The organism is Microbacterium sp. (assembly GCF_040394595.1).
Taxonomy (GTDB): domain Bacteria; phylum Actinomycetota; class Actinomycetes; order Actinomycetales; family Microbacteriaceae; genus Microbacterium.
The window spans coordinates 523824-538448 of sequence record NZ_JBEBSA010000001.1; the positions used below are offsets into that span (position 1 = coordinate 523824).

At 72.8% G+C, this 14625-nt stretch carries 11 protein-coding genes; 6 read left to right on the forward strand and 5 right to left on the reverse strand.

Annotation, left to right across the window (positions count from 1 at the left end; translation table 11 throughout):
- Positions 1 to 14 precede the first annotated feature (14 nt).
- Positions 15 to 1373 (forward strand): protein kinase family protein, encoded by a 1359-nt coding sequence (locus ABWO84_RS02570; RefSeq protein WP_353112192.1) that lies wholly within the window; start codon positions 15 to 17, stop codon positions 1371 to 1373.
- On the opposite strand, the gene ABWO84_RS02575 is transcribed toward ABWO84_RS02570, so the two are convergent.
- Together ABWO84_RS02575 and ABWO84_RS02580 are read right to left on the reverse strand one after the other, a co-directional pair.
- Positions 1319 to 4795: a UvrD-helicase domain-containing protein gene (locus ABWO84_RS02575; RefSeq protein WP_353112194.1), complete on the reverse strand. Its 3477-nt coding sequence runs from the start codon at positions 4793 to 4795 to the stop codon at positions 1319 to 1321. The genes ABWO84_RS02570 and ABWO84_RS02575 overlap by 55 nt on opposite strands.
- Positions 4759 to 7974, reverse strand: a complete 3216-nt coding sequence (locus tag ABWO84_RS02580; protein ID WP_353112196.1) for an ATP-dependent helicase — start codon at positions 7972 to 7974, stop codon at positions 4759 to 4761. Before ABWO84_RS02580 ends, ABWO84_RS02575 begins: the two co-directional genes overlap by 37 nt.
- A 145-nt stretch (positions 7975 to 8119) precedes the next feature.
- Between ABWO84_RS02580 and ABWO84_RS02585 the strand changes: the two genes are divergently transcribed.
- Genes ABWO84_RS02585 through ABWO84_RS02595 form a run of 3 tightly spaced genes read left to right on the forward strand, consistent with a single transcriptional unit; the run spans position 8120 to position 9144 of the window.
- Complete coding sequence (locus ABWO84_RS02585) at positions 8120 to 8344, forward strand: DUF3107 domain-containing protein (RefSeq protein WP_353112198.1); 225 nt, start codon at positions 8120 to 8122, stop codon at positions 8342 to 8344.
- A 1-nt stretch (position 8345) separates the two neighbouring features.
- The gene (locus ABWO84_RS02590) at positions 8346 to 8633 is read left to right on the forward strand and encodes a hypothetical protein (protein WP_353112200.1); all 288 of its coding nucleotides are present in this window, start codon (positions 8346 to 8348) and stop codon (positions 8631 to 8633) included.
- Positions 8634 to 8682: 49 nt separating this feature from the next.
- The gene (locus tag ABWO84_RS02595) at positions 8683 to 9144 is read left to right on the forward strand and encodes a hypothetical protein (RefSeq protein ID WP_353112202.1); all 462 of its coding nucleotides are present in this window, start codon (positions 8683 to 8685) and stop codon (positions 9142 to 9144) included.
- 15 nt (positions 9145 to 9159) lie between these two features.
- Here the strand turns inward: ABWO84_RS02595 and ABWO84_RS02600 are convergent, their stop codons facing one another.
- Positions 9160 to 9873 (reverse strand): ferritin-like fold-containing protein, encoded by a 714-nt coding sequence (locus ABWO84_RS02600; protein ID WP_353112204.1) that lies wholly within the window; start codon positions 9871 to 9873, stop codon positions 9160 to 9162.
- A gap of 9 nt (positions 9874 to 9882) precedes the next feature.
- Positions 9883 to 10791 carry a hypothetical protein gene (locus tag ABWO84_RS02605; protein ID WP_353112206.1) on the reverse strand — a complete coding sequence of 303 codons (909 nt, stop codon included), beginning with the start codon at positions 10789 to 10791 and terminating at the stop codon, positions 9883 to 9885.
- 228 nt (positions 10792 to 11019) lie between these two features.
- On the opposite strand from ABWO84_RS02605, the gene ABWO84_RS02610 reads away from it, so the two are divergent.
- Positions 11020 to 12537: a DEAD/DEAH box helicase gene (locus ABWO84_RS02610; protein ID WP_353112208.1), complete on the forward strand. Its 1518-nt coding sequence runs from the start codon at positions 11020 to 11022 to the stop codon at positions 12535 to 12537.
- An 81-nt stretch (positions 12538 to 12618) separates the two neighbouring features.
- On the opposite strand, the gene ABWO84_RS02615 is transcribed toward ABWO84_RS02610, so the two are convergent.
- Complete coding sequence (locus ABWO84_RS02615; RefSeq protein WP_353112210.1) at positions 12619 to 13491, reverse strand: PHP domain-containing protein; 873 nt, start codon at positions 13489 to 13491, stop codon at positions 12619 to 12621.
- Positions 13492 to 13567: 76 nt separating this feature from the next.
- On the opposite strand from ABWO84_RS02615, the gene ABWO84_RS02620 reads away from it, so the two are divergent.
- Entirely contained in the window at positions 13568 to 14590 is a 1023-nt protein-coding gene (locus ABWO84_RS02620) for an endonuclease/exonuclease/phosphatase family protein (RefSeq protein WP_353112212.1), read from the forward strand.
- Positions 14591 to 14625: the final 35 nt, after the last annotated feature.

The following is a 14625-nucleotide window of genomic DNA, read 5'->3' on the forward strand; positions in this document are numbered from 1 at the left end:
CCTACCCTGGGGGAATGGCACGCTCTCCATTCACTCTAGTGGCGGCCGTCACCGCCGCACTGCCCGGGGCGGAGGTCACCGGCGCCCGTCCGCTCAGCGCCGGAGGAGACGGCCGTTTCGACTCCGCCGTGGCCACCCTGGCCGACGGCCGGGAGCTCGCCGTCCGTGTCGCGGACGACGACGAGGCCGCCCGCGAGCTGGCCGCCGAGTCCCTCGCCCTGCGCGCGCTGACCGCCGGCGCGCGGGGCATCCTCCCGTTCCACGCACCGGAGTACATCGGCGAGACGCGCATCGGCGACGCACGGGTGCTCGTGACGGGCCTGCTGCCCGGGTTCCAGATCGACGCCGGGGATGTCCCCGCCGGCCGCGGTGCAGCCTGGTCGCTCGGCGAGGCCACGGCGGCCGTCCACGCCCTTCCCGTCTCGGTGGTGCGCGGCGCCGGCCTGACCGCGCGCGACGCCGCGCAGAGCCGCGAGGAGGTGCGGCAGCTCGTCGATCGGGCCGCCGCCACGGGTCGCGTGCCCGCGAGGCTGACGGTGCGGTGGCGCGCCGCGGTCGAGGACGACGAGCTGTGGCGCTTCGAGCCGACCGTGACGCTGGGCGGCGCCCAGGCGGGGTCGTTCCTGTTCGAGGACGACGATGCCGCCGGCCCGTATGTGGTCGGCGTCGTGGGATGGCACGCCCTCTCGGTGGGAGACCCCGCCGTCGACCTCGCCTGGCTCTCGGCCGCTCCCGAGGCTGCCGGCGACGTGCACTCCGCCTACCTCCGTGCCTCCGATCGCGGAGCCGACGACGCCCTGCGCGTGCGCGCCCGCCTGCATGCCGAGCTCGAGTTCGCCCGCTGGCTCGTGCACGGCGAGTCGCTGCGCCGCACCGACATCATGGACGACGCCGCCGCGCTGCTGGAATCGCTGTCCGAGGGCGCGCACGACGATCTGCGGATCGTGGGGAGCGGCTCCGACGTGGACTCCGCGATGGACGCGCTGGACCGGGTCCCCGCGCAGGAGGCGACCGGCGTCGACACCTCCATGCAGACCGACGCCTATCGTCCGGAGGACCTCTGGGCCGCCGAGGAGGAGTTCGCGCCGGTCTCGCCGGACGACGATGAGACCGGCGCGGTCGATCTGGACGACCCCGCCGGCTCCCCTGCCGAGGAGGGCGACGACGCCGAGGCCGAGGTCGCGGAAGGCGACTCCGAGCAGGAGACGCAGGACCTCGGCGATCTCGCGGGCGGGATCAGCGGCGTGCGTGGCTCCTCCGGGCCCCGCGCGGAGGCGGCGGACCCATCCGACGACCGCCTCGACTCGGCCGAGGAGGCTCAGCGCGCCGCGCGGGCCGCGCTCCAGCGCTGGACCAGTTCCTCCTCGGAGTAGATCCGGTCGTCGCGGATGACGAGGTCGTCCGCGACGTAATACAGCGCGACGTCGATCTCCTCGAGGGGAACCCCGAAGCGCCGGTGGTAGGCGAGGCGGTACAGAGCGAGCTGCAGCATCCTCTCCTCCCGCTGCGCCGGGGTGCGGGGAGCCTTCCCGGTCTTCCAGTCCACGATCTCGATCCGGCCGCCGCGATCCGTCCGCCGATAGACCGCGTCGAGCTTGCAGATGACGATGTGCCCGGCTGCGCCCTCTCCTCCGAATGCGAAGTCGATCTCGATCTCGACCGCCTCGGGCTGGAGCCCCGCCCACTCGCTGCGCTCGAAGATCTCCTGCAGACGGCCGAGGTCGACGGCGTCCGCCTCGGAGACATCGGACGCCTCCGGCCCTTCGTCGTCGCTCTCCCAGAGCGCATCGTCGATGCCCCGCCCCGCGCCCACGAGCTGCGAGCGCTGCTCGACCCAGGCGTGGAACAGCGTGCCCAGCCGGGTCTGACGGTAGGGGCGCTCGGGCATCGGCCGGGCGATCTCGCTCAGCGTGCCCTCGAAGTCGGTCACGTAGTCCTTGAACCTCGACGCCGGCACACGCGTGGGCACGGTCGCATCGGCGCCGCGGCGGCGCGCCTCCCGCTCGGCGATGAGCCTCTCCAGCTCGGGAGTCGGCCGGGCACCCGCCCGCTCGACGCTCCGCACCGCCTCGGCGGCCCTCAGGACGCGGGTGCGTCGACCGCCGAGCGGGTCCATCGGCCAGGTCATCGTCATGCCCGGTCCGTCGTAAGGGTTCTCGTCCGGGTCGACCTCGGCGATCGGATCGAGCCCGAGCACGTCCATCGCCTGCTGCAGATACGGGCTCGGGCGCCGCGGACGGCTCTGCCCCGCCCAGTGGGCGCCGCTGAGCAGCAGGTCGCCGCGGGCGCGCGTGACCGCCACGTAGGCGAGGCGGCGCTCCTCCTGCTGCTGGTACTCGCGATACGCCGCCCGGAACCTCGTCAGCGCACCCGGGTCGCTCCTCCCCGCGCTGGTGAGCGAGGCGAGCCCGAGGCGATGGCGTTTGGCGGGATCGGTCTCCCCGCCCATCGCGCCCTCCGGGTCCCATTCGAACCGGGGCAGCGCGTCGACGTCGCCGCGCTGCGCGAAGGGCAGCGCCCCGAAGCCGAACCAGCCCGAGGTCTCCGTGGCGCGCCCCGGGAGCTCGTCCACCACGAGGCGGACGACGGCGACGGAGTCCCATTCGAGGCCCTTCGACCCGTGGATCGTGAGGAGCTGCACGACACCCGGCTCCGGAGGCTCGGGGCGGGGCATCAGCTCGTCGGTGCTCTCGGCCTTGTCCAGCCAGGCGAGGAGGCTGCCGATCGTGCCGCGCTCATCGGCGGCGAGGAAGGCGCGCACCTCGTCGGCGAACGCCCGCAGCTGGGTCGCGGCGACCCTCGCCGGCCCGCGGGTCTCGTTCGCGGCCAGCTCGATGTCGAGGCGCAACTCCAGCTCGACGAGGCGGATCAGCTCCGGAAGCGGCTGCGCGGATGCGCGTCGCAGACGCTCGAGCATCTCCCCCGCCGCACGGATGCGCGCGCGGCCCTCGGGCGTGATCTGCTCCAGCAGCCGGTAGTCGTCACGCAGCGCGCGCACCATGTCGACCGCGTCGACGATCGAGACCGCCTCGTCGGCGCCGCGCGACGACCGCAGACGCACGCGCACCTCCTCGGGCAACGGCATCAGGTCGCCATCGCGCTGCGCGACGGTGCGCGCCAGGTCGTACAGCGCGGCCATGTCGGCCACCCCGATCCCGAACCGCGGACCGACCAGCAGACGGATGAGGGCGGAGCCCGCGGTGGGATCGTGGATCACGCGCAGCGCCGAGACGACGTCGACCACCTCCGGGGTGCTCAGCAGCCCGCCGAGACCGAGGATGCGGTGGGGGATGCCGCGCGCGGCGAGCGCGGCGGCGAACGTCTGCATGTGCCTCTTCGAGCGGAAGAGGATCGCGGCGGTGTGCGGCGACCCGGCGCCTCCCCCGTCCGCCACCGCATGCGCGGCGCGGCGCGCCTCGAACCACTCGGCGACCTGCTCCGCCTCGTCGTCCACGGTGAGCGGGTAGCGCACCTCGACCCGCCCGGCGCCGGCACCGGGCCGCGGCTCGAGCGGAGGGACGTCGAGCCCGGGCCGCTGCAGCGGCTCCAGGATGCGATTCGCGATGTCGAGGATCCCCCGGTCGTTGCGCCAGCTGGTCATCAGACTGTACGTCTGCGCGGGGAGCTCCCGGGCGAACGCGCGCGCGAAGGCGTAGAGGTTGTCCGCGCTCGCGCCCCGCCAGCTGTAGATCGACTGGTGCGGATCGCCGACCGCCATCACCGCGGAGTCGCGGAACAGCGCCGCGAGGAACCGCGTCTGGATCACCGACGTGTCCTGGTATTCGTCGAGCAGCACGACGCGGTGCTGCTCGCGCAGCTCGTCGCGCACGTCCGGCGACGACTCGACGATGTCGAACGCTCCGGCCACCTGGTCGGCGAAGTCGAGCACACCCCTCCGGTCCTTCTCGGAGATGTACTCCCGCACCAGGTCGGCGAGCACCGAGAGGTTGCGCAGGTTCTCCCCGGCGGTGCGCACGTCGGCGTTCGACTCGTAGGGCTCGAAGGCGGCGGCCTGCTCCGCCGCGATGCGCACCGCGGCCCTCAGATCGGCACGGTGGTCGAGCGCGTCCCCGGCCAGACGCTGGACGCCGTCCACCACGCCGCCGAGCGAACGGTCGATCTGCTCCAGTTCGGGGATGTCCGCGCGGAGCACGACCTCCCTGGCCAGCATCCACGACGCCGCCTGGCTGAGCATCGCGACCTCGGGATCGCGGCCGATGCGGGCGGCGTGCTCGCGGACGATCCCGTCGGCGAAGGCGTTGTACGTCGACACCCGCGGACGGATCATCAGCTCGTCGGCCGGGCGCGGGGCCGCCGGATCCCACCCGGTGCCGAAATGCGCGGCGAGTTCGCCGAGCACCTGGGTGCGCACCGTCTCGCGCTGGCGTCCCGGTGCCGCGTCGTCGACCCGGCGCAGCATCCCCCCGGCGACGATCTCCGGGAGGTGCGGGAGCAGGCCGCGTCGACCGTACTCGTCGATCATCGCGAGGCGCGCTGCGATCCGCTCCGCCAGCTCGCCCGCCGCCTTGCGGGTGAACGTGAGGCCGAGGATCTCGTCGCGCCGCACGTGCCCGTTCGCCACCAGCCACACGACGCGACCGGACATGGTCTCAGTCTTGCCGCTGCCCGCGCCCGCGACGACGAGCGCGGGGGCCGGCGGCGCCTCGATGACCCGCTGCTGCGCCGGGGTGGGCGACGGGAGCCCGAGGGCCACCGCGATGTCCGTCGCCGAGATCCCGAGCGTCCCGGGCCACGCCGTCACGCGCTCACCGCCGGGATCGTGTGCACCCGGCACGGGTTGATCCGCGCCTGGGTGTCCGCGCAGTGGGCTTCGACCTGCGCCGTGAAGCTGCTCGCCGACATGCCGCGTGCGGCATCCGCGACGCGACGGAGGAACTCGTCCCGCGCCTCGCCGTCGAGCGTGTGCTGATGGGCCACACGGTAGTCGCTCTTCGCCAGGGTCTTCGCCACGAGGACCAGCCGCGCCCCGGCGAGCGCGTGCGGGTCCGCGCCCTCGATGAGTCCCTGCTGCACGGCGATCTGATAGGCGGCCAGCTGCGCGTGATCGCGCACCGCCGCCTCGGTGTCCGGCTCGTACTTGCCCGTCTTCAGGTCGACCACGACGACCCTCTCCCCCTCGTCGCCTTCGAGGCCCCGCCATTTCTGCCCCCTCGCCGGGGCATGCTCGCCCGCGCCGGGCGGATAGGCCTCCACCCGGTCGATGAAGCCGTGGACCACCGCCTGGTTCGCAGCGTCCTCACCCGCCGCGTGCGCACGGGGGACGTCTTCCTCGGCGGACGGGGCGTCGGGCACGTCGACCGCGAAGGAGAACTCCACCTCGCTGGCGATCACCCGACCGCCGTCGCGCTCCACCTCCCGCAGATAGGCGTGCAGCCGATCGATGTAGAGCTCGGCCCGGCGACGCTCCTTCCGCCCGATCCACTCGGTCTCGAAGTCCAGCTCCGGCCAGTGCTCGGCCACGACCGCGCGCATGGCCTCGAGGTCTCCGTCGGGGGCCGTCTCCATCGCCTCATGCACGATCGTGCCGATCCCGGCGGACGGAGGCAGCACCGTGTCGCCGCCCAGCGCGGCCACCGCCCAGTTCAGTCCGCACTCCTCGAACGACTCCATCTTCGACGGCGAGACCCGGGCGCCCTGCACCGCGAGGTCGCGCAGCGGCTCAGCGGTGGACGGCTCCGACACCCCGTACCACTCGCCAGGCTCGGCTCCTGGCACCCCTTCCCGGGCGAGCACGGCGAGCTGCTCGGCCGCCTCCGCACGCGTGCGCTCGGCCGACGTCGTCGTGAGCGCGCGTCGGTGCCGGGCCACCAGCCCGCGGAGCGTGAGCGGATGCTCCGCCGAGGGATGCTCGGCGGGATCGGGCGGCGGCAGGAAGGCGAAGAAGGGACTCGGCGACATGTCGTCGTCGTCCACCGCGGTGACCAGGAGCCGCGACCGCGCCCGTGAGAGCGCGCGGACGAACAGCCGCAGCTCGTCGTGCAGCGCGGCCCGGCGCCGGTCGAGGATCCCGGGCGCCGGCGCCTCGGTCCCCGTCCGACCGGCGATGATCGCATCGGCGAGCCGCCAGGTGCGCAGCATCCCGCCGCGCAGTCGCACGTTCGGCCAGACTCCGTCCTGCACGCCGGCGATCACGACCGCGTCGAACTCGGTCCCCAGCGCCGTCGCCGGGGTGAGCAGCGTGACCCGCCCGGGTCGTTCCGGCGACGAGAGCGTGTCCTCGGGCACCTCGCTGTCGAGGATGTCCCGCACGAAGCCCTCCGGCTTCTCGTTCGGGGTGCGCTCCACGAACCGCTTCGCGGCGTCGAAGAGCGCGACGAGGGCGTCGAGCGCCCGCGCGGTCTCCGCGCCCGCCGGGAGCAGGGCCAGCTCCCGCCACGCGGTCGACAGACGTCGGCCGTCGACGGCTCTCGACGCGTCCCACACCCGCCACAGCAGGTCGTGGATCGTCTCGCCCGCCTCGGCCGCCGCCGACACCTCCGCGATCGTCGTCGCGAACCGGGCGGCGGCCCGCGCCTCCTGCGCGTCGATCAGGGTGAAGTGCGCCGGTGCGGCCATCGCCTGCCGGAGGAGCTCCCTCGCAGGGGTCGAGCCGCCCTGCTCCAGCTCGATGTGCCGGAGCCGGGCTCGCAGGCGGCGCAGCCCGATCGCGTCCATCCCGCCGAACGGCGAGCGCAGCGCCTCCTCCAGCATCTGCGCGGAGCGCTCCTCGACGGGCGTGAGGGCGAGCCGCACCGTCCCGACGATGTCGCGGACGACGGTCTCGCTGCCGAGGGGGCGCTGCACGCCCGCGGCCCGCGTGGGGATCTCCCGCGCCGCGAGCTCGGTCTCGAGCGCGACCACCTGGCGGGTGTCGTGGGCGATCACCGCCATCTCATCCCACGGGACGCCCTCACGGAGATGCCAGTCGCGCATCACCCCGGCGATGCGGTCCAGCTCCTCGTAAGGCGACTCGGCGAGGAAGGCCGACACCGCGGTGTGCGCATCGCCGCCGGCCGGGACCGGGGCACGGCGATGCTCCACCCGGCCCGATGCGCCGATCGCCTGCGTGACCGTGCGGATGAGGGCCGTGAGCGGGGCGTTCTGGCGGTGCGGCTCGTCGAGGACGTGCACCTCGCCCAGCGCCGAGGCGAGCTGGGCGAAGAGCTCCGGTCCGGCGCCGCGGAACGCCCCGGAGGAGATGTCGGGGTCTCCGAAGGCGAGCACCGAGACGCCCCGGGACCTCAGCGCGCCCACGAGGGCGATGCCGCCGCGCGTGAGCTCCTGGGCGTCGTCGATCAGCACCGCGCGCAGCGAGGCCAGCGGGCCGAGCTCTGCGCCGTCCGCCTGCTGCAGCACAGCGGTCGCCTCGCTGAGCAGATCCGGCACGTCGCGGTGCGCGGAACGGGCCTGGTCGAGCACCGCCCGGTAGTCCTCGAGGAACGCCCCCGCCGCGATCCACACCTCGTCGCCGGAGGCCGCCAGCTCGCCCGGCCGCACACCCAGCTCGGTGCACTCGGCGAGGAACGCGCGCAGCTCGGAGCGGAATCCCTTCGACGCCCGGGCGCCGGGCCCCAGGGACTCCGGCCAGCGGTCCGAGCCGTCCTCGATCTCGCCGGCGAGCAGATCCGCGATCAGCCGGTCCTGATCGGCACCGGTGAGGAGGGCGGGGGGCTCCTCACCCGCGCGCACCATCGCACCCCGCACCAGTTGGAAGGCGAAGGATCCCAGCGAGCGCGCCAGCGGGCCCGGCGTCGCCTGACCGATGCGCACGCCGATCCGGTCGCGCAGCGCGGTCGCCGCCTGCCTGCTGGGGGTGAGCACGAGGAGCTCCTCGGGGGCGAGCCCGTCGCCGAGGAGGCGCACCACCCTCTCGATCAGCGCCCGGGTCTTCCCGGTGCCCGGCGCGCCGAGCACCACGCCGGACGCCGACGCCGGCGAGCGCACGACGGCGTGCTGTGCGGCATCCGGATCCATGCCCTCCACGCTAGCGGCGGTCTCGGACATCTCAGGCCGCTCCGAGACGCGTTGTGCGCCCACGGCGAAACAGCGCCGCGGAGCCGGTCCCGTGCTCCGGCGCCGCGGTAGAGTCGTGGTGTCCCGACCCGTCAGAGGAGCACGCGTGGAAATCCGCATCGGCATCGTCAACACCGGCCGCGAACTGAGCTTCGACACCGCCGCCAGCGCCGACGAGGTGCGCGCCCAGGTGGCGGGCGCTCTCGACCAGGGTGCGACGCACCTCAGCCTGAGCGACGTCAAGGGCAACTCCTACATCGTGCCGACGGCGCACATCGCCTACGTCGAGCTCGGCACCGAGGAGTCTCGCCGCGTCGGGTTCGTCGCCTGACATGTACATCCTGCTGGCGCTGATCGCGGCCTGCGCGCTGGGAGTGCTCCTGCACTTCGTGCTTCCCCACCGCCCGCTGCGCGGCGTGGTGGTGGCCCCCGCGATCGCCACGGCCGCCGCCGGGGTGGTCTACACCTCGATGCAGTGGGCGGGCGTCGCCGAGGGCGACGTCTGGCTGTGGCTGGCGAGCGTCGGCGGCGGTCTGCTGTTCTCGCTCGTCGCGACCTACCTGATCACCGCGATCCGGCACGAGTCCGACGCGAGGACGCAGCAGGCGCTCGGGGTCTGACCTGGACCGGTGCCGCACGCTGCGGGGGATCCGCTTCTGGCTCCTCGTGATGATCGTCGGCCTGGTGATCAGCGGCGTGACCGCGTTCCCCCTGCGCGAAGAGCTCTCGCTCGCGTCCGATCTGCTCCACCGCACCGCCGTCGGATCATGGTTCCCCGATGTCACTGCGTGGGTCGACCGGGTCGCCGCGGCCCTCGCCGAGAACGGCGAGCGGCATCCGTTCATCGCCTACGGCACAGACTGGCTGGCCTTCGCGCATCTGCTGATCGCCGTCGCGTTCATCGGCCCGCTCCGCGATCCGGTCCGCAACGTCTGGGTCACGCAGTGGGGGCTGATCGCCTGCCTCGGCATCGTCCCGCTCGCGCTCATCGCCGGCTCGATCCGCGGCGTCCCGCTCGGATGGCAGCTGATCGACATGTCCTTCGGCGTGGTGGGAGCCGTCCCGCTCCTGATCGCCTGGCGCCTCACGCGCAGGCTGGAACGGATCGACGCCGGGCCGCCACCGTCCTGAGCGTGATCCCCGGCGTCAGGAGGCGAGCCCGAGGGCGTCCATCCGGCGGGCGTGCGCGCCCATCAGCTCCGTGTAGACCGGCTCCACGCGCTCCTCATCGGCGGCGAGGCGCTCGGGACGCAGGGCGCCGCGGCACACGAGCAGGGTGTCCCCCACGAGTCGGCGCCCCCACATCGACAGCAGCGAACGCCACTCCTGGTCGCTCTCGATCGTGGTGCGGAGGATCGTGACGACCTCGTGCCTGGCGCCGTCCTCCCCGAGGATCTCCGCCACCCGCTCCCCCGTGTCCCCGTAGCTGGAGGCGAGCGCGAGGTAGAAGTCGTCCAGCATCCCCGCGGTGAGGTACACCGCCAGCAGCGTCTCCTCCTGGCGGGCCCCGATGGTCTTGAGGCGGAAGGCGTCGAGCGTGTCCACGAACGGGAGCATCAGCTGCGTCGGATCCTCGTCGCGCTCGGTGATGACCTGGACGATGCCGCGGTGCTTGTCGAGGGCGGCGCCCGCCGCGCGCGACAGCGCCTCCTTGGTCGCGAGATCGGGCGTCGAGCGGATGCCACGGGTCAGGGTCTCGAAGTAGCCGAGCTGCAGGTAGGCGGCCTGTCCGAGGAATCGGTTCAGCTCGGGGGCGAGCTCGGCGAAGTCGATGCGCTGAGCGGAGCCCATGTCGCCGCGGCTGCGCAGCGCGAGAGCCCGCCGGGGCTGACGGCGCCTGTTCCAGAACCAGTTGACCACTCGCCCAGATTACCTGTGCGGGGCTCGATCCCGTCTCCGCGCCTCGTTCCGCCAGCCGTCGAGACGCTGCCGCCCCTCGACATGGCTGAGCTCGCGACGGGATCCCGGATGCGCCGCATACCAGCGCAGCGCTGTGTACAAGGCGTCCGTGGGCACGTCGATGCTCGCCACCGGGATGCGCTGCTCACGGTCCCCGGCTGCGCCGCGGGAGAGGAGGAGTCGTATCGTCGGGATCTCCGCGTCCCGTGCGACGGTGATCAGCACGGCGTCCACGGCGGCGATGTCCTCCCAAGCGAAATCGGCGTCGCGTCCGGGGAGACGCACCGCGACGCCGGACTCGCCCAGGGTGATCCCCGCCGGTCGTCGCCCAGCCGTCCCGGTACGCACCCGTTGCGCGACCATCAGACCGCACACCCACCCGCAGACGACGGCGATCACGGCCATCGCGATGACGGCGATCATCAGCCCGCCGATCCCGGCATCCGTATTCATCCGTGGCATCGCGCCGACGATCTGCAGCACGCCGTACACCGTTCCTGCCGCTGCGGCGACCGATGCCCATCCGAAGGCGATGCGATACAGCACGTTCGGGGGCCTGACCGGCGCCAGATGCACCCAGGAGTCGGCGGGCGGCTCCTCTGCCCGGGTGAGGACGACCGCATTGAGGTAGCGGAATCCACCACGCGGCCGAGGCGTCAGCATGGCGCCGAAGCCGAAGAGGGAGAACACGCCGAACACGCTGAACGCCGCCGGAGCCACGATGGCGTCGCCGACCATGATCCGCTGGGCGGCCGCCGTCACTGCCAGCAGCGCGGTCACCGACCCGGCCAACGCGCCCAGCATGCGACGTCTGCGGGACAGCAGGATCGGATACGGAAAGCGCTCGAGGCCCGAGGGCGCGACACCGCCTGCGCTCATTCTGGCCTCCATCGCATCGGGAACGGGCCGGTCCCGTCTAGACGACACTACGGCGGAGCACGTCCGCACATCCCCTCCCCGGCATCCGGCGCGCCCTCCGGTAGGCTGGTACCGCCCTGCCGTCGGAGCAGGGCCCCGCGCCTGTGACACGAGACGGCGTGGATCCGTTTACCCGGCGGCATCCGGGGCGTGCACCGCATCCCCGCCGCCAGACAGGCAGTGCATACAGTGACTTCTTTCGCCGATCTCGGAATCGACCAGGACATCGTCGACGCCCTCGCAGCCAAGGGCATCGTCGACGCGTTCCCCATCCAGGAGCAGACCATCCCCCTCGGCCTCCCCGGCCAGGACATCATCGGCCAGGCCAAGACCGGCACCGGCAAGACCTTCGGCTTCGGCATCCCCGTCGTGCAGCGTCTCGGCCTCGACCCCGAGCCGGGCGTGAAGGCCCTCATCGTCGTCCCGACCCGCGAGCTCGCCGTGCAGGTGTACGAGGACATCGACCTCCTCACCTCCGGCCGCTCGACCAGCGTCGTGGCGATCTACGGCGGCAAGGCCTACGAGGGCCAGATCGAGCAGCTCAAGGCCGGCGCGCAGATCGTCGTCGGCACCCCGGGGCGCCTGATCGACCTCGCCGGGCAGCGTCTGCTCGACCTCTCGAACGCCGCCGAGGTGGTGCTCGACGAGGCCGACAAGATGCTCGACCTCGGATTCCTCGCCGACATCGAGAAGATCTTCCAGAAGGTGCCGGCGGTCCGGCACACCCAGCTGTTCTCGGCGACCATGCCCGGCCCGATCGTGGCCCTGGCCCGCCGTTTCATGACCAACCCCATCCACATCCGCGCGAACGACCCCGACGAGGGCCTCACCCAGGCGAACATCAAGCACCTCGTCTACCGGGCGCATGCACTGGACAAGGACGAGGTCATCGCCCGCATCCTGCAGGCCGAGGGCCGCGGCAAGACCGTGATCTTCACCCGCACCAAGCGCGCGGCGCAGAAGCTCGTCGACGAGCTGAACGACCGCGGCTTCAACGCCGCGGCGGTGCACGGCGACATGGGGCAGGAGCAGCGCGAGCGCTCGATGGCCGCGTTCAAGGCGGGCAAGAAGGACGTCATGGTCGCCACCGACGTCGCCGCCCGCGGCATCGACGTCGATGACGTGACCCACGTCATCAACCACACCATCCCCGATGAGGAGAAGACGTACCTGCACCGCGCGGGGCGCACCGGCCGTGCCGGCAAGACGGGCATCGCCGTCACCTTCGTCGACTGGGAGGACCTGCACAAGTGGGCGCTGATCAACCGCGCCCTCGAGTTCGGCCAGCCCGAGCCGGTCGAGACCTACTCGTCGAGCCCGCACCTCTATGCCGACCTGGACATCCCTGAGGGGACGAAGGGCCGGCTGGTCACCGCCCCGAAGGCCGAGAAGCCCGCCGGCGAGCGCCGCCAGCGCCAGCCCCAGAAGGCCGCCGACGCGGCCGCGGAGGGGACGAGCGAAGGCACGACCAAGCGCCGGCGGCGCCGGCGTCGTGCCGCGGAGCCCGTCGGCTCGACGTTCGCCGAGGGCTCCGACGCCCCCGCGTCGTCCTCCGGCGGAGCGCACGCCGAGGGCGCGGAGCGCGCGGCCGACGGCGCGGGCACCCACGACGGCGACAAGAGCCACGAGCACCAGGACGGCAAGCCCGCCCCGCAGCGTCGGCGCCGGCGTCGTCGCTCCGGCGGGGCCGCCCCCACCGGCGCGTGATCCGTCTCCGCCCCGCGCCCGCGTCCCCGTGCTCCGGGGCCGGAAGACGCGCCGGGGCGGAACGCAACCCGGCGCTGGGCGCTAGGGGTACCGGGGCGCCGAACCGGTACCCCGCTCGATGAGCCGCGCGATCATCTCGTCGCTGGTGGTGTTCTCCCCGGGACGGTTCGGCTTGCCCGCACCGTGATAGTCGCTCGACCCCGTGACGATCAGATCGTGCCGGGCGGCGATCTCGCGCAGCAGCGCCTTGCCCTGGGCGGTGTTCTCACGGTGGTCGATCTCGAAGCCGCCCAGCCCGGCGGCGATCAGGCGCTCGATGAAGGCGAGCGGCATCATCCTGTCGCGCCCCGCGGTCACGGGATGCGCGATGACGGCGACCCCGCCGGCTTCGGTGATCAGACGTACCGCGGTCAGCGGGTCGGGGGCGTAGTGGGGCTCGTAATACCCCTCGCGCGGATGCAGGATGCCGTCGAACGCCTCGGTGCGGTCGCGCACGATACCCCGGGCGATGAGCGCGTCCGCGATGTGCGGGCGCCCGACCGTCGCGTCCTCGGCGGTCTGCGCGAGCACGTCGTCCCAGGTCAGGTCGTAGTCGCGGGAGATGCTGCGCACGATGCGCTCGGCGCGCCCGATCCGATCTCCGCGGATCCGATCGGTCTCCGCGGAGAGGGCCGCGTCGGCCGGATCGAACAGATAGCCGAGCACGTGCACGCTGCGCCACTCGTGCTTGGCGGACAGCTCCATGCCGGGGACGAAGGTCATCCCGAGCGCGACGGCCGCATCGCCCGCCTCGTGCCACCCGGTCGTGCGGTCGTGGTCGGTCAGCGCCGCCGTGCGGACACCCGCGGCATGCGCCTGGCGCATCACCCGCGCCGGCGCCTCGGTGCCGTCGGAGTGGTTCGAGTGCAGATGCAGGTCGCCGGGGCCGGTGAAGAGCTGCGGACCTGTCGTCATCCTCCGAGCGTACCCACTGGCTGCCCGCCCGGGACGGTCAGGGCCGTCACAGCACGGGTCCCCTAGGCTCAACGCGATGCTTCGACTCATTGGGATCCTGATCACCGTGCTGTACGCGATCGCGACGGCGGTGGTGGTCTGGCCGCAGTTCTTCCATCTGGAGCAGACCTTCCCCTTCGCACAGACCGTGGCGGTGCGCGGCGCCGTGCTCGCCGCGTTCGGGGTGATCGCCGTGCTGGCCCTGCTGATGATGTTCGCCAAGCCGGTCCGCGGCTTCGCGGCCTCTCTCCTCATCGTCTCCCTCATCGGAGGTCTGGCCGTCGGCGCGATCGCGGCCGTCCGCGGGGTCTCCGCCGGAGAGCTCCCGGCCAAGACCGACGGCAGCATCCGGGTCATGGCCTGGAACACGGCAGGAGAGGCGGTCTCGGCCGAGACCATCGCCAAGACCGTGCTCGCACAGGAGGCCGATGTCGTCTCCCTGCCCGAGACGGCCGAGTCGGTCGGTGAGGACATCGCGCTGCGCCTGCGGGAGCAGGGGCACCCGATGTGGGTGCACCACGTGAAGTTCCGTCCCGACGTGCCCAACGGCCCGCAGGCCTGGGAGACGACGATCCTCATCTCGCCGAAGCTCGGCTCCTACTCGGTGATCGAGTCCTCGGCGAACGGCTCGAACAACACCGGATCGGTGCCCAGCGTCGTCGCCATGCCCGTCGACGGCAAGGGCCCGACGATCGTGGCCGTGCATGCGGTCGCTCCGCGCGCACAGGCGATGACGCGCTGGCAGTCGGACCTGCGCTGGATCGCCGATCAGTGCCCCGGGGGCAACGTGATCCTCGCCGGCGACTTCAACGCGACGCTGGACCACATGGCGCCGCTGGGCGTCGCCGGCGGAGACATGGGCGCCTGCCGCGATGTCGCCTCGCGCACGGGGACCGGGATGGCGGGCACCTGGCCGAGCAGCCTGCCGATGCTCGCGAGCGCGCCGATCGACCACGTGATGGCGACGCCGAACTGGAAGGCGACGGGATCGCTGGTGCTCGACGACGCCGGAGGCAGCGACCATCGTGCGCTGATCGCGCAGCTCGAGCCGGCGGGCTGATCCCGGAACCGTTCCTCCGCACGTCCGCGCCCGGT

Bases quoted from the DNA above. Each gene is read 5' to 3' on its own strand.
- ABWO84_RS02595 (WP_353112202.1), top strand. From the start codon at position 8,683: ATGATCGTCGGCCTGGTGATCAGCGGCGTGACCGCGTTCCCCCTGCGC.
- ABWO84_RS02590 (WP_353112200.1), top strand. From the start codon at position 8,346: ATGTACATCCTGCTGGCGCTGATCGCGGCCTGCGCGCTGGGAGTGCTC.
- ABWO84_RS02580 (WP_353112196.1), bottom strand. From the start codon at position 7,974: ATGGATCCGGATGCCGCACAGCACGCCGTCGTGCGCTCGCCGGCGTCG.
- ABWO84_RS02605 (WP_353112206.1), bottom strand. From the start codon at position 10,791: ATGAGCGCAGGCGGTGTCGCGCCCTCGGGCCTCGAGCGCTTTCCGTAT.
- ABWO84_RS02615 (WP_353112210.1), bottom strand. From the start codon at position 13,491: ATGACGACAGGTCCGCAGCTCTTCACCGGCCCCGGCGACCTGCATCTG.
- ABWO84_RS02570 (WP_353112192.1), top strand. From the start codon at position 15: ATGGCACGCTCTCCATTCACTCTAGTGGCGGCCGTCACCGCCGCACTG.
- ABWO84_RS02620 (WP_353112212.1), top strand. From the start codon at position 13,568: ATGCTTCGACTCATTGGGATCCTGATCACCGTGCTGTACGCGATCGCG.